The sequence below is a fragment of the Sphingomicrobium sp. genome (assembly GCA_036563485.1).
In the GTDB taxonomy this organism is placed as follows: domain Bacteria; phylum Pseudomonadota; class Alphaproteobacteria; order Sphingomonadales; family Sphingomonadaceae; genus Sphingomicrobium.
Map to the genome: position 1 here is coordinate 109,565 of DATCMI010000001.1, position 25,372 is coordinate 134,936.

The window sequence follows — 25,372 nt, forward strand, 5'->3', positions numbered from 1 at the left end:
GAACTTTGCGTTATTACAGCGCGAGTTCGTGTGAAGGGGCCCGATCTATGAAACACCTGCTGGTGGCTGCCATCGCCTGCCCATTGACAGCTTGCGCGTCTACGCCACCGCTTAGCCCGACGATCACCGGCGGGTCGGAGGCCTACTCGCTGATCCCGCCTGCAACAGCCTTCGGCGCTGGAGTGGCCGACTACCGAATCGGCCCGCTCGACAAAATTGACGTGACGGTTTTTCAAGAACCTGAAATCTCCTCCAAAGCCATCGAAGTGGATGCATCCGGCCGCATCGCTCTACCTCTAATCGGGACCGTCGAAGCGAAAGGTCGGACCGCATCGCAGTTGTCGAGTGAGCTCGAGAGGCTGTTCGGCGCCAAATATCTCCGCAATCCGCAAGTTACAGTCACTGTCGCGAGCTCGGTCTCGCAAAAGGTGTCAGTTCAGGGTGAGGTCGTAGAGCCTGGTGTTTACCCAATCACTGGACCAACGACGTTATTAGACGTCCTTGCCCTCGCGAAAGGTGAAACTGAGGTCGCCAAGCTCAACCAGGTGGTAGTCTTCAGAAACGTAAATGGCGCGCGCATGGGCGCAGTGTTCGACGTCGCGAGCATTCGCCGCGGCCTCGCTGCCGACCCGGTAATTCAAGGCAATGACACAGTCGTCGTCGGATATTCGGCAGCAAGCAGGGTTTGGCAGAACGTCGTTCGTGCGGCGCCCTTGCTGAACGTGTTCACCCGCATCGGGCCAATTGCCCCTTAAGCCGCCACACGGAGGCACTTCCCCATGAATCTCAGCCGCAACAACCTCGTGCAATCGGCGCACGCGCAACTGCCGATGCGCTCCGTCGAAGCAGCCATGCTCCACCCTGAGTTTGTTTTTGCAAACGAAGCACCGGAAAGCGGTTTCGACCTCGTCAAGCTGTGGTCGGTCATGTGGCGTAATCGCCTGTTGATCCTCGCAGTCCTGGCAGTCAGCCTCGCACTAGGCGTTGTAAGCCTGTTTATCTCGAGTCCCGTTTATCAGGCGACAGCAAGCATCGAGATCGAAAACCAACCCACGAAGGTTTTGGGAACGGAAGACTTCCAGCAATCCGCGAACCCGACGGACACTGATCGGCTGCTGCAGACGCAGATCGACATTTTGCGGAGCCGCGCCCTTGCGGAGCGGGTCGCCAGTGACCTCAATCTGTCGAGTAATGATCGATTTTTAGCCAGCCAAGGTGTCAAACCGCGGCCCGGTCTACGCCATGAGCAGGTGATCGAGACCCTCAGGGACTCCCTCCGCGTGTGGCTGCCCCGAAATACCCGCGTCGTTCCCGTGAGCTTTGATAGCAGTGATCCCGCTCTCGCTGCGCGGATTGCTAACCGTTACGTGGATGCACTGATTGAGGGCAACCTTCAGCGTCATTTCGATACGTCCCGCTATTCTAAAGAATTTCTTCAAGAGCAACTTGAACTTACCAAGGCGCGCCTTGAGCATTCCGAGGAAGCGCTTCTCGCCTATGCCCGCTCGGTTGGTATTGTGGACCCAAGCGCAGGCGCCGGCGACCCGAACAGCTCGACCAATAATGCGCCGCGATCGCTGACGAGTGCGAACCTCATCGATCTCAATCAGTCCCTTGCAGGCGTTAAAACCGCGCGCATTCAGGCCGAGGGCCGCTGGCGGCAAGCACTGGCGACGCCGGTGATGAGCCTCCCGGAGGTGCTCACAAATCCTGCTATTCAAGAAATGACACAGAGGCGTGCAGAACTAGAGGCGAGCTATCAACAAGATCTGCAGCATCGAAAAGCCGACCACCCGATGGTTCAGCAGCAAGCGGCGGCCATCCGCGAGCTCGATCGTCAGATTGGCACGTTGGCAAATAGCATACGTTCGTCGATCAAGAATCAATATCAAGCCGCGGTCAAGCAGGAGGCACAGCTCTCCGCGACGGTCGGACACCTCAAAGGCGCCACAATGGCGGAACAGCAGCTTGGGATCCGCTACAACATCCTCAAGCGGGAGGTTACCACCAACCGCGAGCTGTACGACGGACTTCTCCAGCGCTATAAAGAGGTGAGCGCCGAGGCCGGCGTCACGTCAAACAATATCTCTGTTGTAGATCGCGCCAGTTCTCCCTTGCTGCCGATTTCCCCACGGCCGTTGGTGAACATTGGACTCGCTCTTCTGTTCGGACTCGCGCTCTCATTCGGCGTCGTCGTGGCTCTCGAAACCTTCCGAGATGGCGTCCGCAGCCCCGACGAGGTGGAACAAAGGTTCGGCATACCGCTCCTTGGCCACACGCCACTGCTAGCCGCGGGCAGCGGAGCGACGGAACAGCTGATGGACCCGGGCTCGAACGTCTCGGAAGCTTACCAGGCTGTGCGCACGTCGGTGGAGTTATCAAGCGAATTGGGTACTCCCAAGACATTGCTCATAACCAGCAGCCGCGCGGGCGAAGGCAAATCCACGACCTCGCTCGCAATGGCGCGGGACGCTGCACGGAGCGGCCGTAAGGTCCTCTTGATTGACGCCGACATGCGGCGGCCGTCGCTCCACACCTTGTTGCGAACGGCGAAAGAACCCGGGCTCAGCAGCTTCCTAACTCAGCAGTTGCCGGCAGAACATGTCATTCAAGAAACGGATACGCCCGGTCTTTCTTTCATGCCGGCAGGACCCAAGCCGCCGAGCCCGGCTGAGCTCGTCTCGGGTATGGGAATGGGGGCGCTGCTGACTTACCTGAGCGACAAATACGATCAAATCATCATCGACAGCCCGCCGGTACTTGGCTTGGCCGACGTTCCGCGCCTGGCCTCGATCGTTCACGCGACCATCTTGGTGATCGAGGCGAACCGCTCTCATCGCCGAGGTATCGACAACGCCATTCGCCGTTTGAATGCTGCGCGGGCGCACATCATCGGCGCAGTGCTCGTCAAGTTCGATCCGGCGAAAGCCGATTTTGGGTACGACTATGCTGCCGACTATTATTCCTACGGGGAAGCCAGTGATGGAAAGGCGACTTTGATCCCGGCGGTCGGGGCGGCTGGGGGAGCATAACCCTGGCCATCGGCACCAGCCTTCCTGCCACGACGGCGAAACACGAGGACGACTTCGACGTCCCTTCCTGTTCCTCCGGCGCGCGCTCGGTGCTCCCGTTTACGGAGCGGGCCTCGGGCGGCGAAGTCGTTCGCACGTTCGTCGCTGGTGTTCCTGTCGACACAATCGGCCTCCGTGAGCTGATCGACCTGATGGTCGAGCGGGCTCCGATGGACCGCAGAGACGGGATCGCCACGCTCGTCTTCGACTGCAACGGTCATGCGCTGTCCTTGGCTGCGCGGGACGTTAGATATCGTTTGGATCTGCTGTCGGCCGACATCATCCACGCCGACGGCCAAGTGATCGTGGCGGCGTCCAGGCTCTACGGATCGTTCCTTATACCCGACCGGTCAGCAACTACTGACATGTTCATCGACAGCCTCGATGCGGCGAAGTCAGCTGGCGTTCGATATTTCCTGCTCGGGGGCACAGAGGAGGTCAATCACGCCTGTGCTGCTGAGTTGGACCGACGGGCGCCTGGGCTCGTCGTCGGTCGACACCACGGCTTTTGGTCGGAGGCCGCCGAGGCGGATCTGATCGACCAAATAAATGCAGCCCAGCCCGACGTCATCTGGGTTGGTCTTGGAAAGCCGCGCGAGCAGGCATTTTGCGTTCGACACCGCATGGACATCGCGGGCGGCTGGCTAGTGACCTGCGGCGGTCTCTTCAACTTCGTAACCGGCCATTATCCTCGTGCACCCAAATGGATGCAGACGGCCGGATTGGAGTGGCTGCACCGGGCAATCACCAATCCGCGGCTCCTCTGGCGTTATTTGGTAACCAACCCGCATGCGATGTGGCTGATTTGGAGGCACCGGAGAGGAAGCGATGCATCCCGCTGAAGCCCCACGGCAGGTCGGTGCGGCTCCTGTTCGAGTGTCCGTTCGGCTTCCTTTGAAGGCAACGAGGCTAGCGCGGCGATTTATGCTGTCCCTTCCGCTCGTCTGGTTGCTGGGAATCGGCCCTGCTGCGGGGGCGCTATTTGCAGTCACTTTCGCCCGCAACGGACGCCGACTTGCCGCACCCGAGTTCGCGCTGCTCGGCTTGGTGGCCGCGCTGGCGCTGTCGCTTGGTGTTGCTGGGTTCAGCGGAGAGCCCGTGCAGCGCCTCATCGCTGGCGCTTACAACATCGTCGTGCTGCTCTGTGGCTGCGCTGCATTCTCGTTCGGCCGGCGCTTCGACCTCGGCTTCTCGATGAGCCGAAAAGAGGCGCGTCGCATAGTTGCATTCTTCTTCGGTTATGCCGCTTTCGCCCTTGGTGCTTATCTGTTTGCAGGCAGGTCAGCGCCGGAGATCTCCTTCCGGTCGCTACTCACCGGACATGTCGCCCACGGCTTGCCCGGAATTCTTGGCTTGTACGAATTCTCGACGATCACCGGTGTCGATTGGGCTTCTGGGGATGCAGTGCCGCGTCCGCTTGCCTTCGGCATATACTCCAATGAGGGAGCATTAATGTTCACGCTCTGCGGCATCGCGGCGTTCGCCGCCAGCCGCCAAGCTTGGATGAAGCTAATGATTGTCGGCCTGATGGCGTTTGGGTTACTTGCGCTCGGCAGCCGGATCCTCATCTTCAGCTTTCTTGCGGCTGTCTTGATAGGGCTGGTTGCGCGAGCACGCCTGCCCAAGAACCTACGACCCATGGTGCTTGCGCTCAGCTTGGCATCCGCAATGGTACTTGTAGCCGTCCACCCCGGTGCCGTTCTCGGCGCTTGGGACAAGGTGCTCGCCGCACGCCAATCCTCGTCCGATGCGAGGTTCCTGTCCTACTCCACCGCACTGGCCGAAACTTGGCGTGAAAGTCCAATTATCGGCCAAGGGATCAAGCGCCGTGACGAGGCGGTGTTGGCGATACCTATCGGATCGCACTCAACGCCCGTCTCGATCTTCACGAAGGGCGGCATGGCAGCGCTTGCGGCACTGCTCCTGTTCATGGCCTTGGCTGTTCGAACTTCGCTTACGCTCTTGGCATCGCGGGAGCTGCGCGGACGTCATCGGGACACCCAGATTGCGCTTGGACTGTGCGGCGTCATTGTCCCCGCCTGGATGCTGTTCGAGGATATCGATGCGCCGATCTATGGAGCGATGATGGCGTTCATGTTCCTCGGCGCTGCAGAGGGTTTCCGGGTTCGGCTTTACCGGTACGTCAATCACAGACACGCGATCCTTCGTGCTGCTGCGCGCGGGAGCTCATTGGCGGTGGGTCAGGACCCGGCCAGGCGCTTTGCAGGCACTCGATCAGCGGGCCATTGACTGCGGCAGTTTCTTGAAAGCCGAGCGACCGAGTAGGTGTTGACCAGCTGGCCGGCAATCAGCCCAGCAACAGACCAGACAGGCGCGGCAAAGAGCAGTACTGTGCCGGTCACGAAAACAGATATCGCGGCGGCTTGCGCCTTGACGACCGCAGTTTCACGGAACAGACCGAGCGCTTGGAGCAGGCTCCAGTCGGGGCCTTGCAGCGCGCTCAATCCACTGACGCCCATCCACAATACGGCGCCGGCGAGTAGCGTGTTGAACCCATAGCTCCGCGGAAACAAAAGGTACGGATTGAGAGCGAACAGCACTGCGACGGCGAGAGCCGTAGCGAGCCACGCAAGCACGAGCGTTGCCCGCGCCCACGCCAGGCTCGTTTGCGCCTCTTTGAAGGACCTTTCTCGGATCAGTCCGGCGAGACGGGGCCGCTCCACATCCTGGACGGCAACGCTGGCGAAAAAGATTGGACGGATCAGAAGCCCGGTTGCCGCAATCGGAGCGTAAGCTGTGCCTCCAGCGACGATCGTAACCATGTACGCAGTCGCGTTGACGGCAAGCTCACCACATGTGACGGAGGCAAGCGACCAAGACGAGCGTGCGCCGGTAAGGCGGATCCACCGCCGGACCGGTCGTCGGCCAAGCTCTGCTGTGGAGACTTCCAGGAACTCGCGGCCAAAAGGGAAAAGCGCGACGAGTGCCGCCGCGCCCATCGAGCCATAAACGTAAGCGAGCGTAACCTCTCCCGAAGAAGCAAGGGCGAGGATGGACGCTGTTAGTGCTGACGCATAGACGATGTCAGATAAAAAGCTTCTGAGCTGCCGAGCATGAAGGTACGCATGTGCCCTCCCGAACCAGCGCAGCAGGGAAATGCAGGCAAAGGCGGCAAAGAAAGCCGCCGACGAATAATCGAGCCCTACCAGCAACGGGACTGCGGCAAACAACGGCAGCCCAAGGAGGGAGGCCGTGAGATTCCCAGACCCTGCAATACGCTCGACGAAACGCTGTCGGTGAGGTTTGACTGCATGCGTGCTGTGGGGGAGTGGCGCACAGAAAGTTGCCTGCCACGCCGTCCAGCAGAAAGCGACAAAGCTCAGCAAGAATGCATAGCCGCCAAACGCCGCATGCGACACGTGGTGAAGCAGCACCATGGACTGAATGAAATGTGCGCCGGCGACGCTCGCCGGGCCGACCATTGCAAGCGTTGAAATCGTCGCCCGAGCACGCCAAGTCATCCCGGAATTGACGGCAATGCGCTTGCGGGTGGTGGAGGCCCTATTCATCTGGCCGTGAATCCTCGGCACTGACTCACCTTGCACCGGACCAAGAACCCACGCTACCAATATTGGCGATAGCGTCCAATCCAAGATCGCTTCACCGCACAGCGGAGAGCCTGACGCGTGTTTCCAAAACCGAACACTGGCGTCACAATTGGCGAGAGGCTTGCGAGCATATCGGCCGATCGCAAGAATAGGTCGGCACCTCGCGGGGCTCAGACCCACTACGCTGGGTCCGCCACTGGAGTTGCGGCAACGAAACTTTATGGGCGCTCGTCTCGCTTAGCTGTGCCAGGCGCAACCCCATCGGTGAGCAGGTCTCGGGTGAGGAACCAGCGAGCGTGACCGTTGCCCGAGCGTACATCAAGCTGCTCCTGAACAAGATCGGGTACGAAGTGAGGCCGCTCGCGTCACCCGCTTCGCTGGAGATCGTTCCGGAGGGAGCAGATCCGGTCACTTACGAATACCACGCGAAAAGGCGTGGCCTTGCGCTTTTCGACGTTTGGCTGCGCGACGTCCGCAGCTTCAATACTCTCGCTCTCCCATTGACGGTGCAATGCAATCCTTTCGTCAGAGCGCTCGCGGCGGCACTGCATGCGCAGGACGAAAAAGGCGCCCGCACTCAGTTGGAAGCTGTCCTTTCTGAGTTTTACGAAAAGGTGCAGCCAAGCTGCGCCTTGGACTTGCTCGGAGTTCGCATCGACCAGGCGCCGGGTCTGCGAAGCGTTCCGCCCCGCGGCAGCGTGCCCCCTTGGTACTCCGACACGACTGCCGAATATGAGGACGGCTGGCGGCACGGCGGAGCGCTGGAAGCGCTACAAAATGGTTTGATATGGGCTCCCGATATCGGCACTACTCACTTTGGCCCGGCTCGACCGGAAAAGATTAGCCTTGAGGCCAAACGCCTCATGAGCCTACTCCGTTCGGTAAGGCGCCGAGGTTTCATTCACCATCAACCGCGCGCGCCGCTCCAGGTGAATGCTCACCGGCGCGACGGCGAATACCGGTGGGTTATTACTGGTGGCGAGCACCGGCTTGCGCTTGCCAAGGTTCTCGGCGTGGAGCACGTGCTTGCCATGGTAACTCGCGTCATTCGCCGGGAGGACTCGGCGTATTGGCCAAACGTCGCGAACGGGCTGTACACGCACGAAGGTGCTCTACGCGTGTTTGACCGCATATTTGACGGTGAGCCGGCGCCGATCTGCCAGCGATGGCTAAGCGGCTAGCAGGGAGTTGCAGCGCGTGCCGCTCCCCCGGACTATCGGACTACACGTTTCGTCCAAAACGCTTCGCGAAACGCACCACCGAATCATTGCGCACGAGCCCGGTACTGCATGCAAGCGCGAGGTAGGCGCGCTTCTCTTTGATATTGTGTCTAAGCGCTTTCCTGGCCCAGGACCGCGCCCGCGGATACTCACCAAGTCCGGCGTACGCGAAGGCGATCTGCCCCTGAATGCGTGCGAGCCCCCGAGGATGCTGGGAAAATCCGGGATGGCGATTCAGCACATAAAGCAGGCCGTCGATGATAACGCGCCACTGCTCAGTGTAGAATGAGTGAGAATGCCAGTAGATGCGCACGAGTGGCTCTGGCACACAACGAATGGGTGCAACGGCTGATGCGCGAAGCAGCCATTCGTAGTCTTCGGCGTAGCCGCCGGGGATCTCCTCATCAACCAACCCAATGCGATCCAAGATCAATTCGCGTCGCGACAGAACAGTGCACGGATTGACCTCCATGATCCGATCCTCGAGAAAATCGCCGTGATTCAGGGGCCGTCGGGGAGCGGGCCGCGTGCGATCGCGACCATTGAAGTGCACCAAAATTCCCGTGGCGACCACTGACGCGCCCGGGTGCTGATCCATCAGACTCAGCTGTGCAGCCAACTTGCCGGGGAGCCACTCGTCGTCGTCATCGCAGAAGCCCATGATGGGATTGGACGCGGCTAGGATCCCGCTGTTGCGTGCACCGGCAAGCCCCGGCTTTCGCGTATTTTTGACGGCCTTCACGGTACGGCCGGCAGGCAGGTCTGACCGAAGCGGAATTTCGTGCGGCTCCGACTGGTCGAATACGACCACGCATTCGATCGGCCCGTCATGATCTTGCGTCAGGATCGCCTCGACCGCACGCGCGAGCAGTTGTGGTCGGTCGCGGGTCGGAATCGTGACCGACACAGCATTGCTGGATTGCCGCTTTCGAGGAACGGTTCTCGCCAAAAGATCTTCTCGCATCAAGGTGATCACGCGGCGAACACAACCGCATTAGCGGTATAGCAGCGCGGTGCGGGATCCTTCCAGCAGTAAGTGCTGAGGCAACCACCATCCCGGGAAGCTAACCTGATGGTAACGATTAGGGAGCGACAAGTGGGCTTCAATGCGGAGCACACTGATGCGCCTTCAACTCGCACGTCCTCTCATTGCGGCTGCAAGTCTGCTTGCTGCAGTTGCGGTGTCAGCGTCGGCAACCGCCGCTCCCGTTTCACTGCGAGCCTTCGCCGCCGAGCAGATGCGCCTTGAAGCGATCGGCTATCGCATAGGGGTCGGAAGCGCGGCCATGTGCTCCGAACGTGAGATGTACACGGGTATGGTGGTGCACGACCTCAGCCAATATGATCTTTCGGTCAGGCCAGCGGTTGCGCACGCCTTTTCCCTTGGCGCTGGCGTGGGTGTCATCCAGATTGTCCCCGGAAGTGCCGCAAGCCGGTCCGGCCTGCGCATCGACGACGAGATATTGGCCGTCGATAGCCGGAGCGTTCTCAATGAAGCAGCGACGGTTCAACGGCAGAAGTCGTACGCACGGATCCAGCAGTTCAAGGCTCTCCTCAAGACCGCGCTGCTAGGTGGCCCGGCGGACCTTCTAGTGCGTCGCAGCGGCACCTTGCTCCGCGTGCAGCTGGCAGGGGAGCCCGGTTGCGGCGGCCAGCTCTCGCTGATTGATTCGCGGGAAGCCAACGGCTGGTCCGACGGAAGTAATGTGATCGTCACGACGGGCATGTCGCAGCTTGCCAAAAGTGATGATGAAATCGCGTTCGTGGTCGCGCATGAAATGGCCCACAATATCCTGGCCCATGCACGCTCCTCCTCGCCTCAGCTGTTCGGGCTGAGCCTCGGCGTTGGCAAAGTGCGAAAATCGGAATTAGACGCCGATCGTCTGGCCGTCACGCTGATGCGCCATGGCGGCTACAGGGCGGAGGCGGGTGTCAGCGTCCTGCAAGTTGCAAGTCGTCGATACTGGTGGGCGGTTTCGCTGGACCACCCCGGGTTTGGCAGGCGCATCCGGGAGGTGAATGCCGCGATCGCCGATATGCCGAGCTATGGCAGAGACCCGGTTAACGTCGCGCAGAGCGGGCGGCCGGTCACACCAGTCCTCGCCCTAAGCGCAGCTGCGGTGCAGGTTGCGGCAAGCGGCCTCGATGCCTCCCGCAACATTCAGATACTGGAAAGTCCGCCCGCGCGATTGCGCCGGCCTACATCATGACGGGGACGATGAACTGCGGCTTTTAGGCCGGGCTGACATTCGATGGGCCGTCGTTGCCACCGCCGGCGAGGGCTGCGACGCCTCCCGCCGCAAGAAGCGCCGGCAGCAGGAATGGCAGGCCCAAAAAGCGCCTCTTCGCTGCAACGGTGGGAGAGGCGGGTTCAGTAACGACATCCTGCGGCACTGCGGCGGCCACTCGGTCGACTACGGGGAGCACCGGTCGGCAATCCTGAGGACGCACCTGCGCGAAAGCCGGGGTGGCGAGGAGCGCTAAACCAACGGCGAGCGAAATCGGCTTTCTCATAGTTCCTCCACTCGAATCAGCGTGTCGTAGTTCATTTTGTGTTAAATGCAAATCTGTCAGATCGTTCCGTCATTAGTCATTGTCCAGCTTTGGCACGGTGGTGAGCTCTTGGCCTTTCCACGCCGGCAGCGGAACCCCGGGCTGGACTGTGTCCGTCGCGGTCACGTCTGAAAGCAATGCCTGAAACGCTCGATTCCGAAGATATCGAAGCCCCTCGTCGCTTCTGTCTCCAGGCTGCGAGAGGGCGGCCGCATGTCGTGCGTGGGCTAGCTCGTCGTTGAAGTAGATTGGCATGGAATGAACGTCGCCCGGTCCCTTGCGCCAAAAAAGGAACGCGTAATCAAATATGATGCATAGCTTCGCTGCTTCGAGACTAGCTTTGGCGCGAGCGGCCTGGAAACAGTGCTGGCTCCGCGTGACGGCAGATTGGGTCGAAAGCACTCTCGCGGCCCGCGCCTCGCTTTGTATCAGCGCTTCCGCCGGCGCGACAAACACGGGACCGTCGCCCGGCGCATGAACTGCTGACCAGAGCGGTCCGGCCAAGGTTTCTGAGGGCGCATCCGGGCTTTCGACCCAGAAATGACCTGCAAGCGCGATCGCGATTAGCCCCGTCGCCGCGGTCATTGCGACGGCAAGCGCCGAACGGCCACGCCGACGCGGCGGGAGCGCTCGTCCCGGCGACGGTGAACTAACCAAGCGGAGCACCGCGGCACGCGGAAGCCGCGCATCGTAGGCAGCCCGCTTCTGCGGGTCCCGCAGCACTGCGTAGCCGCGGTTGAGCAGTGGCACGAGGTCGGGTTTCGAAGCCGCACCTCCGGCACGGGCGAGGTCCGGATGATGCTTCTTCACGAGGCGCAGGTAGGCTTCTCGGATCTGGTGCGCCGACGCCTTTTCCGCGACACCCAACAACTCATAGTAGGTCGGCTCGCCGGTCATCAAATTACGGCTCGCGCGGACGGAAACGCCCCGCGACTGCAGCTGCCGCGCTTGGATCGAATCCCTGCAGGCCGAGTTGCCTCATCTAACTTGGCTCATTGGCACCGTCAGAATGCGTTCGGGTGAATAAGAACCCTGAACGTCACGAAAATGATCTTCAAGTCGCGCCAAATGCTCCAGCCGACGACATATTCAAGGTCCGATTTCAGCCTCGACGTGACATCGGTTCGGCGGGCGGTCGCTCCGCGGAAGCCGCGAACCTGGGCAAGGCCGGTGATCCCCGGCTTTATCGCATGTCGGTCAAAATAACCCGGGTCGATCTGCCAGAACAGCAGGTTCTCGGCGGTCGAGCCAAGAGCGTGCGGCCGCGGACCGACAATGCTCATGTGGCCCATGAGAACGTTGAACAGCTGCGGCAATTCGTCGATGCTCGTCTTGCGGATGAATCGGCCAACTCGGGTCACCCGATCATCGTCGACGCTCGCCGACCGATCGCCTTGCGAGTCAGTGCACTCGACCTTCATGCTCCTGAATTTCAGGACGTAAAAAATCCGATTGTTCTGACCGAGCCTTCGCTGCCGGAAGAAAATCGATCCAGGCGACTCCACAGCAATCGCTACTGCAACCGCAAGCATCAGCGGTCCAACAAGGATGAGCGCCGCAAGCGCACCAACGAGATCGAGCGCTCGTTTGAGCACGCGGTCGCGGAGGCTCAGTCGTCCTGAGTTAACCAGGAGTGTCAGGTCGCCCTGAAATCGGCCAACCGCCATGCCGCCCATCGCGCCGAGCTCCGGCATCGCAATCTCGACGTTCAGGTTTGTACCCCTGAGCGTGCTTATCCACGCTGCCCGCCGCTGCGGCGGGCAGAGGATGATCAGCCGGTCGCAGTTTGTGAGGAGACGCGCCAGCCTGTCCAGCATCATAGGATTGTTGGACAGCGGCTGAATTCCGAGGTCGAGCGGATTGAGTACCAGTTCCCCGCGGTTCGCGTTGACGTGAATGCCGTCGGCGAGGACCAACTCGTTTGAAAAACGCCACTTGTACGCCTTGCATAGCGCCCGGCCCAGCGCGATGCGCCCGGTGACGGTGAGCGCCAGGGCGGTGATGGTACCGATGGCGAATAGGAGGCGGGAGAATTGCACACCAATTTTCAAGAAGAACAGCAATGCTAGAGCGACACCTGTGGCGCAGAGGAGCGCTTCGAGCGCTCTGCGCGCGCCTAAGGTCGGGCGCTTCAATGCTTCGATAGAATAGGCTCGGTTGTTCAGCGCGATGGGGATAAATGTCGGCAAGACAATCGCGAGTGTTCGCCACCCGTCGAGCCCGAAGATCGACCCAAGGCGGACGCGCTCGGCGAACTGAAAAGCGACGACGATGCAGAGGACGTCCAGCAGGAGCAGTGCGGAAAAGAGTGCAAGCCTCAGCTGGCCTTTTCCATGTGGGAACAGAGGCGCGGCTAAGCTTGACCGTTCCGCTTCCGTCTTCATGATCATGAAGCCTTCGGCAGGTGAAGCACAGCCTTCAGCTTGAACCAGACTCATACCAGCCGTTAACTCATTGTTTCCACAAGCAGCTATACGCGCGTAGTTAACAAGGCAAGCACGGGCCTCATCAAGGTTGGCCGCATGTCGCATTCTGGGACAGGAAACCGGTACAAGCGCCACCCGCTGAGGTGGCGCTTGACTCTCGAGAGTTCCGGAACAACAGCTGCACAATCCAGTTTGTTTACCCGCAAATTAACCGGGAGAATGCTTATGCTCGCCAGATGTGCAGCGGCGGTGGCGGCCTTGTCGATTGCCTCGGCAGCGGCAGCTCAGTGGAAACCCGGGATGGAGATCGTCGGGCAGCAGGTGCAGGTGCAGACCAACGGCATCCTGAACACAATAACCTTCGACGCGGGAGGTACGGCTCACATCAGCTCCCCGTCGGGAGCGACGGTGGTTGACGCGACTTGGACGGCGAACGCCGGCAAGCTTTGCCTGCAGACAGCCAGCACATTCGACTGCTATCCTTATCGCGCGCCGTTCACAGCCCGCGCGCCTGTGGACCTCATCAGCGATTGCGGAGTGAGGTCCACCTGGACTGTCATGACGACTGCGGTGGCGCCATTCGAGCGCGGCTAAGCCGCATTTTGTCCTGAACAGGCCGGCGCATTTGTCGCAATAGACAACGAGTGGGCTCTTGTTTCTTTAACGCCGCAATCACTGCCGACTTGCGCTCGCAATTGGTGTAGGCGGGCTGATCCGCCTGCCTCTGGGTGGCCGCTGGCGCTCGCACCAGGCGCGGAACGAAGCCCTGAAGCCTCGGATGACGGTCCGCTCCCGTTCGACGTCGAGCAGTCGCTCTAGGAATTAACGTGCTGCTACACGATCAAGCGTCTAGTCTGGTCCATTCCGGGACCCTGAATTGCGCTACCGGCAGATGCTGTCGAAAAGCTTTTCCGCGACGCTTCCGGGATTGATCACCATTGGCCCAGTCTCTTTGTACCGGGCAAGGACACGACCGGTCGCGGCCATCTCCACCCTGAACTTTTCAACAAACGTTCGATCGTCGCAATTGATGGTCCAAAGCAGGCGCGCGTGCTTGGGCCCGCTGCCTGGCACGCGCGAATAATCGGCGCGAATCAGGGCACTGGTGCCGCCGTGCGAGCGGCGGGCGGATGCCGCGTTGTAGGAATATAGCCGTTCCTGCCCAGGGTCGCCGCAGCTCGCGAAATGCGTCCAGCTCGCAGCCACAGCTTCCGGGGAACCCGCGAGCAGCAGCCCTGCGAGCGCAAGCCGCGCCGCAAGAGCGGGGTTCAAAACGGACCTCCGCCGGCTGGCCAGCCCGTGTTCCGAAGCATCATGTTGCTCCCACCCTGTTCGAGATGCCATCTTGCGTAAAGCGCCGCTTGGCACCAATCGGTCGCTCCGTCTACAGACGTCGGACGGCAACGCGGCCGGTTCAACCAACGAGGACCTGCCGTCGCAGCTGATAGCGGCCAGTCGGACGCTAAGGGTTGCTCCGCGAACCGCGGCGCCAATTACGATCCACGGGGCGCTTGGCTCCCATACTGAATTGCGCAGATCTTTGTTATTTGCGTGCAGACGCCACTCAACGCACATTCGCGGGAGCGTCCGCCATGAACCACGGGGTTGCGCCCTTTGCCGGCCGGTAAGCTGTTCACCGTCGCTCCGCGGTGCTGCCGTTGACGATCTTGTACTGCGCAGCTGGCCCCCGACGAGGCCGCGCCGTTGAAAGCTTTTCTGACGCGGAGACTAGCTTGCGGATCTTGATTCCCAGCGCAACGCGTCGCGCAAGATCGTGTCTAGGTCATCATATTGAGGGCGCCAATTCAGTTCGGACTGCGCGAGCGAGGGATCAGCAATCACTGCCGGCGGATCTCCAGCCCGAGCCGGGCATAAACGGACGTTCAATCGCGTCCCCCCTACTCTCTCCGCCGCCTCAATCACCTGCTTGACAGAGAATCCTCGCCCGTATCCGCAGTTTGCGACGATGCAATGCCCGCCAGCGAGTAACCGTTTCAGTGCGAGCACGTGAACGTCGGCAAGGTCCGATACGTGGATGTAGTCGCGTACCCCTGTGCCATCTGGCGTTGGAAACTCAGTGCCAAATATCTCCACGACATTCCTGCGGCCAACCACTTGTTCGACCACGGCTTTTATCAAATGAGTGGCACCTGCGGTGCGTTGCCCTGCGCGTCCCTGAGGGTCAGCGCCTGCCACATTGAAGTATCGCAGAGCTGCAAACCGGAATGGAAATGCAGCGGCGACGTCACGAAGCATCCATTCGATAACGAGCTTGGAGGCACCATAGGGATTGATCGGATTGGGTATCGCCGCTTCGGTGATCGGCAATTCTTCCGGTATCCCGTAGATGGCTGCCGTCGACGAGAAGACGAAGTTGCACACTCCGGTGATGATCATTGCTTCAAGAAGTGCGCGGGTGCTGCAAGAGTTGTTGCTGTAGTATTTGAGCGGGTTCGCCACCGATTCGGGTACGGTTAGAGACGCAGCAAAGTGCATGACCGCGTCGAACGAACCGTCGCGGAGGAGCTTCACTACGAAGTCGAGGTCACCAACCTCTCCGAGGACAAATGCAGCTTTAACCGGAACTGCCGAGCGAAAGCCCGTAGAAAGATTATCCACTACCGTTACGCGATATCCGGCATCGCAGAGCGCAAGAACAACGTGGCTTCCAATGTAACCGGCACCACCGGTCACTAGGATATGCTCTTTCCCGTTCTTTCGCGAGATGTTCGCCATGAATTCGCTACTCCCAGGTACGTGGCGGAGTCAATCTCGCGGTAAGCCGGCAAAAGCTAATAAATGAGACTATCATATGGTCTTACCTACCCGCGTCGTAGGTATGGTTCTCTTGCGTTGCGGTCCGCAGCGATCTGGCGATCGCTTTGCAGGTTTTTATAGGGTCAATGAGGAGTTCGCTGCTTCACCATTTTCCGGCGCACGAATTCCCTCTTCTGCAGCGGACAATTCCCTGTTCGACAAAGCCCGCGTTCGCTGTTCTGCACTGTAACGAATTCAGCTAAAAACACTGAATTAGTTCGACTAATCAGCAGCTTGCGCGATAATTATAGTTGTCGGTCGGGCGCCACGCGCAGCCCCAAACGGCGCACTTGTCACCTTGCCGTCCCGTGAATCCGAAAGTTGTCACTTGCGAGCAGATCAGAGACGAACGCCTCGGCTGCCGACAATTGCCTCGTTGGTTCACACTGAACGAACGGCTGGTAGTCCCTTCGTTCAGCTCATCGGATTACGGCGTGCCGCATAGCCCTCAGGTCCCCGCTTGAAGCGCGAGAGGGGGCGGATCGTTCGTCTGAACGCTGCAACACGAGCACGAGACAGTAGCAGAAGATCACGGAAAGCGCGGTCGTTCGCAACGGGTAGTCTACGAGGCTGTGAATCAGCATGGCGGCTGTCGCGATGCTCCCCGCTCGAGCCACGATCGGGCCGCTTGTCCATGCGCGCCAGGTATGAAAGCCCCACCAGGCGATAAATCCCGCAACTAACACAAGGGCGAGAAGACCACCCTCCACGAACATTTCAATGAAATCGTTATGAGCGTGGTTCACGTAAGTGCTTGAAACGAACTGAGGTTGCTCCTCAAGCGTGTAAACCGCCGAGAATGACCCACATCCGCTGCCCACCGGGAAGACCGAAGTGCCCGCCATCACTGCGGAAGCCCAAATTTCTTGTCGACCGATGATAGACGCCTTCTCGGCTCCAGTTAGTTTACCTTGAACAGGGCTGTTCGCGAGAAATGGGGTGACGGCCAAAGCAACTAGAGCGGCGACGGTCAGTGCCGCAACGGCTAAACGGCGGCTCTTCCAAGCCAAGGACGCACTAGCAAGCAGCACAGGAATGGCGATCAAAATCGTTGCGAGAGAGCCGTTCATTGCGATTGCGAGAAGTACGACAATGGCACTTGAACCACCGAAAAGGACGGCCGGCAAAGATTTCTTGAGCTCGCCGGACCGTGCGGAAATGACCAAGACGGCAATGCACGGGATGCTAATCAAGAGCAGCGTGCCAATGTGATTTCGGTTTGCGAAAAACCCTACGGCAGAGCCCACGTTTGTCATGTCGTATAGGTAGGCAGTGGAGGAGCCACTGATCACCTGCGCATAGCCTAAGATCGCGCTCAGGAGGGTCGCGCCTACGATCGCAGCCAGCGCCCAGGTGTCCTTAAGGTTGTTATTGCCGGTGGCAGCCAACACGACGGCTATCGGCGGAACAAGGGCCAAGCCGCAAGACAGAGTGTCGAAAGGAGCCATTGAGAGCGGCAGATTAGGAAGCGGCTCCCGAAGCAAACTATACCCTTCGATCAGGGTCGATCGTCCGGGCAGATTTGTCCAAATTGCCGGCGGTAGCGGGATCAACTGCAAGATGATCAATGCCAAACCCGCGGCAAGAAATAGCAGCAGATGTCGCTCGGGGCGTTTGAGCGGACCCGAACCTGTAATTGCAAACCATCCAATCATTAGAAGACCGGCGATCTGCAGTAGAAAATTGCCCCAGATCGCTTGAGCACTCCCGCCAAGGACCACGCATGCGACTAGGTAACCCGGGAGAGCGATACGCCGGAATTGGTTCGCGCGACGGATCACAGTTTCCGCAGGCGGAGGCTTGATAAAGAGGCCGCAACTTCCGCAGGATACATTTGCGACAGTCCCTTAAGCTCTAGCCGCTCCGCCTCGCAGTCGGGCTGCACTTGAAATTGGAACGAGCCTACTCCCGCGCGAGTGTTTAAAGGCGCCTCCGCAAGCACTCGGCCGGCGGGCAAGCAGGTCAGTATCCAGTGGATTCCGGATGCGCCGGACGTTGCAGAGTCCACCTGGAAGCTGACCTGGTAAGATCCTGCAGGCAGTATCAGCAACTTGGACGCAAGTGCGATTTCGACTCGACCAAAATGTTCAAGTTGCAGCTGCCGCCCGTTGATCGTTGCCGCGCCTTCAGCTGATTCCGTCAGCCTCCAGTGAAATGGAGAACCTTTAACACGGCGAAAATTACCGAAAAGCACTTCTTTTTCTTTGGAGAAGCGCTTCCACAACTCGAAGGCCTCTCTCGAACGGCTTTTCTTAACCATAGCTGACAACAGCGTTCGTTGCCACGGCGCAAGCGCCCCGCCAGAGTTCTCAGAAGGTGAGATGGAGAGGATCAGGCGCACGTTTCGAGGATCCGCGGCCAAGGCAGAAAAAACCCAACTTTTTTGCGTATTCCGCTCCCTACGGGCTCGCCTGCCGCCGCCGTCCGCGCCAGATCCATCATCAACTCAGCTTTCAGAACTTCCGGGTGGTCAGGCCATAAACGAGGCGTCAGAGACCGGCGCGAGTCGCTCTCATACTGAACGACGGCAATCCGGAATGCGGTGAAGCTCAGGAGAAGCACGCAAGCAAGCACCAGCGTGGTTCGAAGCAACGATGGTCCGTCAGCGCGTGTGAGCTTCACCCGCGCCCCACTAGGAAGCACCAGATGCGCTGGTGTCCCGCGAATCCAAGGGCCGAGCTGATGTGGTCGCGGAAAATCGCAGTTCAGTCTCGATCGACGAAATGTACCTTTCCACTTGCGCGAGAGTGAGTGCGCCTGGCAACTCGAGCGTCCCTCGCCCAACATCAACTAGTATGTAGGTATTTTCTAGCTCGCTACCGAGCCAGCTGAACACTCGGGAGCGCATGAGCAGGAGGTCATGTGCGCGTGCCCGTCTCCTAAGGCGTGCCTCGAGGACTTTGTCGGGCCGGTGCTTACCGATCACGTTTTTACATATGTCGGCTGCAAGCAGTCAGGACAAGTCGACGTCTGCTCATAGACTGGTGATACGACGTCTGTGCCAAGCTCGGTCGGCCCCAAATGCGAAGTGCGCAGCCAAGTTTGACGCGGGCGTGCCACCCCCTATGGGGCTGCCATGGCTGTTCTTGTCACCGGGGCTGCGGGGTTCATCGGCGCGGCGACATCGCGCGTGCTGGTGGAGCGCGGCGACGAGGTCGTCGGCATCGACAATCTCAACGATTATTATGACCCCAGCCTCAAGCAGGCGCGGCTTGAACGGCTGACCCAAGAGTTCGGCGAACGCTTCAGGTTCGTTAAGGCCGACTTCTCCGACAATGAAGCGCTACGCAGCGTTGCCGACGGCATGGAGCTGGACTCGATCGTCCACCTCGGCGCCCAGGCCGGCGTGCGCTACAGCCTGGAAAACCCGGGCGCCTATATCCAGTCGAACCTGGTCGGCCATGCGAATATGCTGGAGCTCGCCCGGCACCGGAAGCCGCGGCACATGGTCTACGCCTCCTCATCCTCGGTCTACGGCGGAAACAAGAGCCTGCCGTTCCGCGTCGAGGATCGCGTCGATCATCCGCTCTCGCTCTATGCAGCGACGAAGAAGGCGGACGAGCTGCTCAGTGAAAGCTATGCGAGCCTCTACCGCACGCCGCTGACGGGCCTTCGCTTCTTCACCGTCTACGGGCCGTGGGGACGCCCCGACATGGCGATGTGGATCTTCACCAAGGCGCTTTACGCCGGAGAGCCCCTGCCCCTGTTCAACGGCGGCAAGATGCGCCGAGACTTCACCTTCGTCGACGATATCGTACGCGGCGTCGTCGCCTGCCTCGACGGTCCGCCTGCGGACGACGGCGAGACCAAGGCCGGCGGGTCGAGCGCCCCCCATGCGCTTTACAATATCGGCAACAGCCGGAGCGAAGACCTGATGCGCGTGGTCGACCTGCTCGAGCAGGAAACCGGGCGCAAGGCGCTTCTCGACCCCAAGCCGATGCAGGTCGGCGACGTGAAGGAAACCTTCGCCGACATCAGCGCGATTGAACGCGACCATGGCTTCCAGCCGAGCACCTCGATCGACGAGGGCGTGCCGCGGTTCGTCGGCTGGTACAAGGAGTATCACGGGCTTTGAGCCTGCCGCTTATCCTTCAGCGCCTGCGCATTCCGGTCGTCGGCGCGCCCTTGTTCATCGTCTCCAACCCGAAGCTGGTGATTGCCCAATGCACCGCCGGGATCGTCGGCAGCTTTCCCGCGCTCAACGCGCGACCGGCGTCGCTGCTCGACGAATGGCTGCACGAGATTACCGAAGCTTTGGCGGCGTGGAACCGAGACAATCCGGACCGGCCGTCCGCGCCGTTCGCGGTCAACCAGATCGTCCACCGGTCCAACGACCGGCTCGAGCACGACATGCAGGTCTGCGCCAAGTGGAAGGTGCCGATCGTCATCAGCTCGCTCGGCGCCCGCCCGGAGATCAACGACGCGGTGCACTCATGGGGCGGGATTACGCTCCACGACGTCATCGACGACCGCTTCGCGCGGAAGGCAGTGGAGAAAGGCGCGGACGGGGTGATCGCAGTGGCCGCCGGCGCGGGCGGTCACGCCGGTCGCTGGTCGCCGTTCGCCCTGGTGCAGGAAATCCGCGCCTGGTTCGACGGGCCACTGATCCTTTCCGGGTCGATCGCGAACGGGGGCGCGGTGCTGGCGGCCCAGGCGGCTGGTGCCGACCTCGCTTATATCGGCTCGCCGTTCATCGCGACGGAAGAGGCGAATGCGACCGACGCCTACAAGCAGGGTATCGTCGAAGCCGCGGCGGCGGACATCGTCTACACGAGCCTGTTCACCGGCGTTCACGGCAATTACCTGCGCTCCTCGATCGTCGCAGCGGGCCTCGACCCGGACAATCTCGAAGGCAGCGATCCGACAGCGATGAAGTTCGGTTCCGAAGGGTCAAACAAGTCGAAGGCGTGGCGCGACATCTGGGGGTCGGGCCAGGGGATCGGCGCAATCGACCAGGTGCGGCCGGCGCGTGACTATGTCGACTTGCTTGCCGACCAATATGCCGCGGCGAAAACGCGGCTGTGCGGAGCCTAGAAGGAGCCGCCGCCTAGGCCGCGCTCAAGGCGGCCCATCAGCGCGCGCGCCGGGCTCTGCGGCACTTCCGCTTCGACCGTCCCCTCGTCGAGCCGCCTCACGCGTGCATAAAGGTCGGCGCTCGCGTTGATCAGGCGCTGCGCAGCCTCAGGCAGTTGCACGACAACCGCATCGTCCGTGTCCTGTGCGTGGCCGAGCCGCCGCTCGGGGCGCCGCCCGTCACGATCCGGTATCTCGCCTGATTCGATCGCCCGCTGCGTCAGCAGCCAGGCAACGATGTGCATGATGCGGGTGGTAACCTTCAAAGACTCGCAGGCGAAGCCGACGCGGGCGAAGGGCTCGAGCTCGGCGCGGTCGCCGCGCCCTGCGACGTCGAAATAGGAACGCGCCTCGTCCGCCAGCAGCATCGCCTCGGTATAAAGCGAGTCGATCAGCCGCGACGTGATGCGCGTTTCGCGGTTGGGCAGTTCCGATTCGTCCATTGTGCTCAGTTTGCCATTGTTGCCGCGTGACGAAAACGCCCAAGCGGGGCGGATGCGAAGCGTGCGTTTGATGCTGTCCCGCTGCGGCACAGCCTAGGTCAGGCGATGATATCCGGCGTCATGGTGTCGAGGATGCGCTGGATCTGATCCTTGAGGATCAGCTTGCGCCGCTTGAGTCGCGCGATCTCGAGCTGGTCGCCGACCGGCTCCGACGTCAGTAGCTGGATGCGCTCGTCGAGTTGGCGATGCTCGGCGCGAAGCGCCTCCAGTTCGCCGTCATTGTCGTGGTTCATGTTGCACCCTGCCTAGCGCAACGAAGAAGCAGCCGGAACCACCCTGTTAGCGGCGACCCGACGGGCGCCGGGGGCCAGCCGTTCAAAGGCTCAAGACAAAGAGTTCGAAACGTGATTTATTGCTCGGCGGTGACACTCGCTTTGCGGAAAGGACAGGCACCGATGAACAATGTCATGGCGGAGGAACTCGAATCCAAGCACGCCGCTCTTCACGCCCTCATCGAGGAAGAAGAGCATCGCAGCCATCCGGACGAAGACCTTCTCCACCGCCTGAAGAAAGAAAAGCTCAGACTGAAGGACGAATTGGCCGGCCACCTCACACACTGAGGCGGCCTTTTTTGTGCGCGGCGCCTTAAGAGCGCCGCGCCACAATTCACTTAGTCGTCGCGGGAGACGCGCTCGATGCGCTCGTGCCGCTCCTGCGCTTCAAGAGTCATCGTCGCAACCGGACGCGCCTCAAGCCGCGCGAGCGAGATCGGCTCGCCGGTCACTTCGCAATAGCCATATTCGCCTTCGTAGAGGCGGCGAACGGCGCTATCGATCTTGGCAATCAGCTTGCGCTGACGGTCGCGGGTGCGAAGCTCGATGCCCCAATCCGTTTCGCTCGACGCGCGGTCGGCAAGATCCGGCTCGCGCAGTGAGTCGACCTGGAGCTGGGCCATGGTCGCGCGCGATTCCTCGACCACCGCTTCTTTCCACGCCTTGAGCTTGCGAAGGAAGTAAGCGCGATGCTTCGCGCACATGAATTCTTCGTCTTCCGAAGGCCGATAGCCTTCGGGAAGGATGATCCTGTCAAAAGGTTCGAAGTCGTCGCCGTAAAGGTCGACAAGTGCAGTCGCCATAAGTCCCCTCCCCGCACCAGAGCCCTCGTCGAGAGCCCATAACGCCGCCGCCTGGCTGCGGCCGGCCCACCGGTGCAGCCGGAGGCAATATTCGCTGACTTATCCGGGACTTACCCAGTCAAGTCGGCTATCCCCACGCCGCCTATAAATAGAGCAGCCAGGCTTAACAAGGACTGACCGGACCGCAGTGAAGAAATCGCCAAGCTGTTGCGAATATGGCGCAATTTCTTCTGCTCTTGTTCGCGGTTGCAGCAATGCCGGTGCTCCCGCATAGCGACCGGCATGCGCATTCTCCTGACCAACGACGACGGCGTGAACGCGCGCGGGCTGCGCCTGCTGGAGACGGTCGCGCGCAAGTTCACCGACGATGTCTGGATCGTCGCCCCGGCGGAAGAGCAGTCGGGCGCCGGGCATTCGCTGACGCTGACGACGCCGGTGCGGCTGCGGCGGCATGACGATCGGCGCTACTCGGTCACCGGCACGCCGACGGACTCGGTGATGCTTGCTCTTGCTCACGTCATGAAGGACTCGCCGCCCGACGTGATCTTGTCGGGCATCAACCGCGGCGCGAATCTGGCTGAGGACGTCACTTACTCGGGCACCGTCTCCGCGGCGATGGAAGGCGCGCTGGCAGGCGTTCCGTCGATCGCGCTTAGCCAGGCCTACTCACGCGAAGGCATGGGCGACACCGTGCCCTTCGCCCCGGCTGAAGCCTGGGCCGAACGCGTGCTCGGACCCCTGCTTGAAATGGCGATGGAGCCGCGGACGCTGATCAACGTCAACTTCCCCGCGCTTCCGCCGGAGATGGTGAAAGGGATCCGCACCTGCCGGCAGGGCTTGCGCGACTATGGCCGCCTGCGGATCATCGAGCGCACCGACCCGCGCGGCTATGATTATTATTGGTTCGGGCTCGCCCCGGTCATCGAGACTCCGGGCCATTCTACCGATCTCGAGGTAATCGCCGACGGCTACGTCTCCGTCACCCCATTGCACCTCGACCTGACGCATGAGCCGTCGCTCGACGCCCTCCACAAACGATTTGCGGCCGCGCCATAGGGCGCCGATGGCCATTCTGGTGCGCTCTCGTCCAATGCGCTGAGGGGAGCTTAGCCCAATTTTATCTAGGTATTCAGCTAATGAAGGCTGCTTCGCTTCGTACACCAAACACCCAAGCCAGATCAGCTTTTTAGCCGTGACTTGGCGCAACGCCGCGCGGCTGTTAGCCGAATCCGCATGGTTGCAAGCTCCGCTCCTCCGCTGCCCGAATGGGCCCCGCACGCCTCCGTCTGGATTGGCTTCCCGAGCGACCCTGACCTGTGGCTCGCGGACCTGAAGCAGGCCGAGCGTGAGGTCGGCGCCTTTGCCGAGGCCGTACATGCCGGCGGCCGGGGCGAGCAGGTCTACCTGGTGGCGGCTCACGAAGACGCCGCGACTGCCGCGCGGGAACTAGCGCCTTTCGCAAAAGTGATCGTTCAGCGCTTCGGTGACATCTGGCTACGCGACACCGGGCCGATCGTCTTGGGTGCGGGCAAGGATCGCAGCGCCCGCTGCTTCCGCTTCAACGGCTGGGGCGGGAAGTACGACCTGGAGGGCGATCAGGACATTGGCGAGCGGCTGGCAGGCGAGGCGGCGTTGCCGAGCAGCAAGGCAGACTGGATCCTAGAAGGCGGTGCGATCGACGGCGACGGCACCGGAACCGTCGTCACCACCGAGCAATGCCTGCTCAACCCCAACCGCAACAGCCTGACCCGTGAACAAGTCGAAGATCGGCTGAAGCGCGATCTCGGCTTTTCGAAAGTGGTGTGGCTCGGCTCGGGCCTCCTCAACGACCACACCGACGGGCATGTCGACAATCTCGCCCGCTTCGTCGCTCCAGCGCGAGTGGCAATCCCGACAGCAACCGACGACGATCCCAACGAGGCTGTCTATGCCGATGCCGCGCGGCGGCTCGCCGATGCCGATCTCGACGTCGTCACCCTTCCCTCGCCCGGACGGATCGAGAGCGAGGAAGGCGATATCATCCCCGCCAGCTACATGAACTTCTACATCGGCAATGCCGCGGTGGTGGTGCCGCAATATGGGGCAGCGAACGACGCCGCCGCCGTAGAAGCGGTGCAGGCCCTGTTCCCGGACCGCGTTGCAATCGGGCTCCGCGCCGACCACATCCTGACCGGCGGCGGAAGCTTCCACTGCATTTCCCAACAGGTGCCGGCATGACGAAGTTGACGGTCGCTGCGCTGCAGCTTGGCTTTTCCGAAGACACAGAGGCGAACATCCGCGCCGTCGGCGAGCTCGTCCGTGAAGCCGCCGGCAAGGGCGCCGAAGTCGTGCTGCCGCCCGAGCTGTTCGAGGGTCCCTACTTCTGCCGTGTGGAAGACGAGAGCCTGTTCGCGACCGCCAAGCCGACGGCCGAGCATCCGTCCGTCGTTGCCATGCAAGGCCTTGCGGAAGAGCTCGGCATCTGGATCCCAACCAGCTTTTTCGAGGCGGACGGGCCGCATCACTACAACAGCCTGGCGATGATCGGACCCGACGGGAAGATCGCCGGCGTCTATCGCAAGAGCCACATTCCCGACGGGCCGGGCTATGAGGAGAAATTCTACTTCCGGCCCGGCAACACCGGCTTCAAGGTTTGGCAGGGCCCCGAGAAGTCGACCATCGGCGTCGGGGTATGTTGGGACCAATGGTATCCGGAGACCGCGCGAGCGATGATGCTGATGGGCGCGGACATCCTCTTCTATCCGACCGCGATCGGCTCCGAACCGCACGATCCGGATCTCGACACGTCGCGTCTGTGGCGCCGCGCGATGGTCGGCCATGCCGTCAGCAATGTCGTGCCGGTTGTCGCCGCCAACCGCATCGGCACCGAATGCGGCCAGCGCTTCTACGGCCACAGCTTCATCTGCGACGAGCGCGGCGACATGCTCGCCGAATTCGGCGCAGAGGAGACGGGCGTTCTGGTCGCCACCCTGGACCTCGCCCAGGCGAAGAAGCACCGCGCTGCCTTCGGTTTCTTCCGCGACCGCAGGCCTGAACTCTACGGCCGGCTGGCGGAAGACGTCTAA

The 25,372-nt window shown here is 61.1% G+C and carries 24 protein-coding genes; 13 read left to right on the forward strand and 11 right to left on the reverse strand.

All coding sequences use genetic code 11. From position 1 onward, the window contains the following. The first annotated feature begins 47 nt into the window (after positions 1-47). From VIL42_00580 to VIL42_00595, 4 genes are all read left to right on the forward strand, one after another. The gene (locus VIL42_00580) at positions 48-755 is read left to right on the forward strand and encodes a polysaccharide biosynthesis/export family protein (protein HEY8591342.1); all 708 of its coding nucleotides are present in this window, start codon (positions 48-50) and stop codon (positions 753-755) included. Positions 756-779: 24 nt separating this feature from the next. Beyond that, on the forward strand, positions 780-3,032 hold the full coding sequence (locus tag VIL42_00585) for a polysaccharide biosynthesis tyrosine autokinase (protein HEY8591343.1): 2,253 nt from the start codon (positions 780-782) through the stop codon (positions 3,030-3,032). Positions 3,033-3,121: 89 nt separating this feature from the next. Next, the gene (locus VIL42_00590) at positions 3,122-3,913 is read left to right on the forward strand and encodes a WecB/TagA/CpsF family glycosyltransferase (protein HEY8591344.1); all 792 of its coding nucleotides are present in this window, start codon (positions 3,122-3,124) and stop codon (positions 3,911-3,913) included. A gap of 82 nt (positions 3,914-3,995) precedes the next feature. After that, on the forward strand, positions 3,996-5,321 hold the full coding sequence (locus VIL42_00595) for a hypothetical protein (protein ID HEY8591345.1): 1,326 nt from the start codon (positions 3,996-3,998) through the stop codon (positions 5,319-5,321). Here the strand turns inward: VIL42_00595 and VIL42_00600 are convergent. Continuing rightward, a complete protein-coding gene (locus tag VIL42_00600; GenBank protein ID HEY8591346.1) occupies positions 5,273-6,601 on the reverse strand; it encodes a hypothetical protein in 1,329 nt (442 codons plus the stop codon). The two genes, VIL42_00595 and VIL42_00600, sit on opposite strands and share 49 nt — an antisense overlap. Positions 6,602-6,936: 335 nt before the next feature. Between VIL42_00600 and VIL42_00605 the strand changes: the two genes are divergently transcribed. After that, positions 6,937-7,821, forward strand: coding sequence for a ParB N-terminal domain-containing protein (locus VIL42_00605; protein HEY8591347.1), 885 nt, complete (start codon positions 6,937-6,939; stop codon positions 7,819-7,821). 40 nt (positions 7,822-7,861) lie between these two features. Here VIL42_00605 and VIL42_00610 read toward each other — a convergent pair whose 3' ends face one another. Next, on the reverse strand, positions 7,862-8,836 hold the full coding sequence (locus tag VIL42_00610) for a glycosyltransferase family 2 protein (GenBank protein HEY8591348.1): 975 nt from the start codon (positions 8,834-8,836) through the stop codon (positions 7,862-7,864). A 145-nt stretch (positions 8,837-8,981) separates the two neighbouring features. Between VIL42_00610 and VIL42_00615 the strand changes: the two genes are divergently transcribed. Beyond that, complete coding sequence (locus VIL42_00615) at positions 8,982-10,070, forward strand: M48 family metallopeptidase (GenBank protein ID HEY8591349.1); 1,089 nt, start codon at positions 8,982-8,984, stop codon at positions 10,068-10,070. A 376-nt stretch (positions 10,071-10,446) separates the two neighbouring features. Here the strand turns inward: VIL42_00615 and VIL42_00620 are convergent, their stop codons facing one another. Both VIL42_00620 and VIL42_00625 read right to left on the reverse strand, forming a co-directional pair. Continuing rightward, complete coding sequence (locus VIL42_00620) at positions 10,447-11,310, reverse strand: DnaJ domain-containing protein (protein HEY8591350.1); 864 nt, start codon at positions 11,308-11,310, stop codon at positions 10,447-10,449. A gap of 107 nt (positions 11,311-11,417) precedes the next feature. Then, positions 11,418-12,944, reverse strand: coding sequence for an exopolysaccharide biosynthesis polyprenyl glycosylphosphotransferase (locus VIL42_00625; protein ID HEY8591351.1), 1,527 nt, complete (start codon positions 12,942-12,944; stop codon positions 11,418-11,420). Between the two features lie 120 nt (positions 12,945-13,064). Between VIL42_00625 and VIL42_00630 the strand changes: the two genes are divergently transcribed. Then, positions 13,065-13,433 (forward strand): hypothetical protein, encoded by a 369-nt coding sequence (locus VIL42_00630; protein HEY8591352.1) that lies wholly within the window; start codon positions 13,065-13,067, stop codon positions 13,431-13,433. A 288-nt stretch (positions 13,434-13,721) separates the two neighbouring features. On the opposite strand, the gene VIL42_00635 is transcribed toward VIL42_00630, so the two are convergent. The 4 genes from VIL42_00635 to VIL42_00650 form a co-directional block, all read right to left on the reverse strand. Further along, positions 13,722-14,210, reverse strand: coding sequence for a hypothetical protein (locus VIL42_00635; protein HEY8591353.1), 489 nt, complete (start codon positions 14,208-14,210; stop codon positions 13,722-13,724). A gap of 357 nt (positions 14,211-14,567) precedes the next feature. Beyond that, complete coding sequence (gene galE / locus VIL42_00640) at positions 14,568-15,575, reverse strand: UDP-glucose 4-epimerase GalE (GenBank protein HEY8591354.1); 1,008 nt, start codon at positions 15,573-15,575, stop codon at positions 14,568-14,570. Between the two features lie 500 nt (positions 15,576-16,075). Next, positions 16,076-17,377, reverse strand: a complete 1,302-nt coding sequence (locus tag VIL42_00645; protein ID HEY8591355.1) for an O-antigen ligase family protein — start codon at positions 17,375-17,377, stop codon at positions 16,076-16,078. A gap of 56 nt (positions 17,378-17,433) precedes the next feature. After that, positions 17,434-17,997, reverse strand: coding sequence for a hypothetical protein (locus VIL42_00650; GenBank protein HEY8591356.1), 564 nt, complete (start codon positions 17,995-17,997; stop codon positions 17,434-17,436). Positions 17,998-18,732: 735 nt separating this feature from the next. Between VIL42_00650 and VIL42_00655 the strand changes: the two genes are divergently transcribed. Together VIL42_00655 and VIL42_00660 are read left to right on the forward strand one after the other, a co-directional pair. Beyond that, positions 18,733-19,731, forward strand: a complete 999-nt coding sequence (locus tag VIL42_00655; GenBank protein HEY8591357.1) for an SDR family NAD(P)-dependent oxidoreductase — start codon at positions 18,733-18,735, stop codon at positions 19,729-19,731. Beyond that, a complete protein-coding gene (locus VIL42_00660) occupies positions 19,728-20,690 on the forward strand; it encodes a nitronate monooxygenase family protein (GenBank protein ID HEY8591358.1) in 963 nt (320 codons plus the stop codon). Before VIL42_00655 ends, VIL42_00660 begins: the two co-directional genes overlap by 4 nt. Here the strand turns inward: VIL42_00660 and VIL42_00665 are convergent. Both VIL42_00665 and VIL42_00670 read right to left on the reverse strand, forming a co-directional pair. Further along, on the reverse strand, positions 20,687-21,172 hold the full coding sequence (locus VIL42_00665; GenBank protein HEY8591359.1) for a DUF1465 family protein: 486 nt from the start codon (positions 21,170-21,172) through the stop codon (positions 20,687-20,689). The genes VIL42_00660 and VIL42_00665 overlap by 4 nt on opposite strands. Positions 21,173-21,270: 98 nt before the next feature. Further along, positions 21,271-21,465 carry a YdcH family protein gene (locus VIL42_00670; protein ID HEY8591360.1) on the reverse strand — a complete coding sequence of 65 codons (195 nt, stop codon included), beginning with the start codon at positions 21,463-21,465 and terminating at the stop codon, positions 21,271-21,273. A 162-nt stretch (positions 21,466-21,627) separates the two neighbouring features. Here VIL42_00670 and VIL42_00675 point away from each other — a divergent pair, with 162 nt between their 5' ends. After that, entirely contained in the window at positions 21,628-21,792 is a 165-nt protein-coding gene (locus VIL42_00675; protein ID HEY8591361.1) for a YdcH family protein, read from the forward strand. A gap of 50 nt (positions 21,793-21,842) precedes the next feature. Here the strand turns inward: VIL42_00675 and dksA are convergent, their stop codons facing one another. Continuing rightward, positions 21,843-22,307: an RNA polymerase-binding protein DksA gene (dksA, locus tag VIL42_00680; GenBank protein HEY8591362.1), complete on the reverse strand. Its 465-nt coding sequence runs from the start codon at positions 22,305-22,307 to the stop codon at positions 21,843-21,845. Between the two features lie 282 nt (positions 22,308-22,589). Between dksA and surE the strand changes: the two genes are divergently transcribed. The 3 genes from surE (at position 22,590) to aguB (ending at position 25,372) form a co-directional block, all read left to right on the forward strand. Beyond that, complete coding sequence (gene surE, locus VIL42_00685; protein HEY8591363.1) at positions 22,590-23,363, forward strand: 5'/3'-nucleotidase SurE; 774 nt, start codon at positions 22,590-22,592, stop codon at positions 23,361-23,363. A 177-nt stretch (positions 23,364-23,540) separates the two neighbouring features. Then, positions 23,541-24,524, forward strand: a complete 984-nt coding sequence (locus tag VIL42_00690) for an agmatine deiminase family protein (protein HEY8591364.1) — start codon at positions 23,541-23,543, stop codon at positions 24,522-24,524. Next, the gene (gene aguB, locus VIL42_00695) at positions 24,521-25,372 is read left to right on the forward strand and encodes an N-carbamoylputrescine amidase (GenBank protein ID HEY8591365.1); all 852 of its coding nucleotides are present in this window, start codon (positions 24,521-24,523) and stop codon (positions 25,370-25,372) included. The genes VIL42_00690 and aguB overlap by 4 nt, the downstream gene beginning before the upstream one ends.

What these genes read in the sequence shown, in the direction of transcription:
- aguB (HEY8591365.1), top strand. Translation starts at nt 24,521, where the DNA reads ATGACGAAGTTGACGGTCGCTGCGCTGCAGCTTGGCTTTTCCGAAGAC.
- VIL42_00665 (HEY8591359.1), bottom strand. Translation starts at nt 21,172, where the DNA reads ATGGACGAATCGGAACTGCCCAACCGCGAAACGCGCATCACGTCGCGG.
- galE (HEY8591354.1), bottom strand. Translation starts at nt 15,575, where the DNA reads ATGGCGAACATCTCGCGAAAGAACGGGAAAGAGCATATCCTAGTGACC.
- VIL42_00615 (HEY8591349.1), top strand. Translation starts at nt 8,982, where the DNA reads ATGCGCCTTCAACTCGCACGTCCTCTCATTGCGGCTGCAAGTCTGCTT.
- VIL42_00585 (HEY8591343.1), top strand. Translation starts at nt 780, where the DNA reads ATGAATCTCAGCCGCAACAACCTCGTGCAATCGGCGCACGCGCAACTG.
- VIL42_00655 (HEY8591357.1), top strand. Translation starts at nt 18,733, where the DNA reads ATGGCTGTTCTTGTCACCGGGGCTGCGGGGTTCATCGGCGCGGCGACA.
- VIL42_00670 (HEY8591360.1), bottom strand. Translation starts at nt 21,465, where the DNA reads ATGAACCACGACAATGACGGCGAACTGGAGGCGCTTCGCGCCGAGCAT.
- VIL42_00620 (HEY8591350.1), bottom strand. Translation starts at nt 11,310, where the DNA reads ATGACCGGCGAGCCGACCTACTATGAGTTGTTGGGTGTCGCGGAAAAG.
- VIL42_00625 (HEY8591351.1), bottom strand. Translation starts at nt 12,944, where the DNA reads ATGCGACATGCGGCCAACCTTGATGAGGCCCGTGCTTGCCTTGTTAAC.
- VIL42_00580 (HEY8591342.1), top strand. Translation starts at nt 48, where the DNA reads ATGAAACACCTGCTGGTGGCTGCCATCGCCTGCCCATTGACAGCTTGC.
- VIL42_00630 (HEY8591352.1), top strand. Translation starts at nt 13,065, where the DNA reads ATGCTCGCCAGATGTGCAGCGGCGGTGGCGGCCTTGTCGATTGCCTCG.
- dksA (HEY8591362.1), bottom strand. Translation starts at nt 22,307, where the DNA reads ATGGCGACTGCACTTGTCGACCTTTACGGCGACGACTTCGAACCTTTT.
- surE (HEY8591363.1), top strand. Translation starts at nt 22,590, where the DNA reads ATGCGCATTCTCCTGACCAACGACGACGGCGTGAACGCGCGCGGGCTG.
- VIL42_00675 (HEY8591361.1), top strand. Translation starts at nt 21,628, where the DNA reads ATGAACAATGTCATGGCGGAGGAACTCGAATCCAAGCACGCCGCTCTT.
- VIL42_00595 (HEY8591345.1), top strand. Translation starts at nt 3,996, where the DNA reads ATGCTGTCCCTTCCGCTCGTCTGGTTGCTGGGAATCGGCCCTGCTGCG.
- VIL42_00600 (HEY8591346.1), bottom strand. Translation starts at nt 6,601, where the DNA reads ATGAATAGGGCCTCCACCACCCGCAAGCGCATTGCCGTCAATTCCGGG.
- VIL42_00690 (HEY8591364.1), top strand. Translation starts at nt 23,541, where the DNA reads ATGGTTGCAAGCTCCGCTCCTCCGCTGCCCGAATGGGCCCCGCACGCC.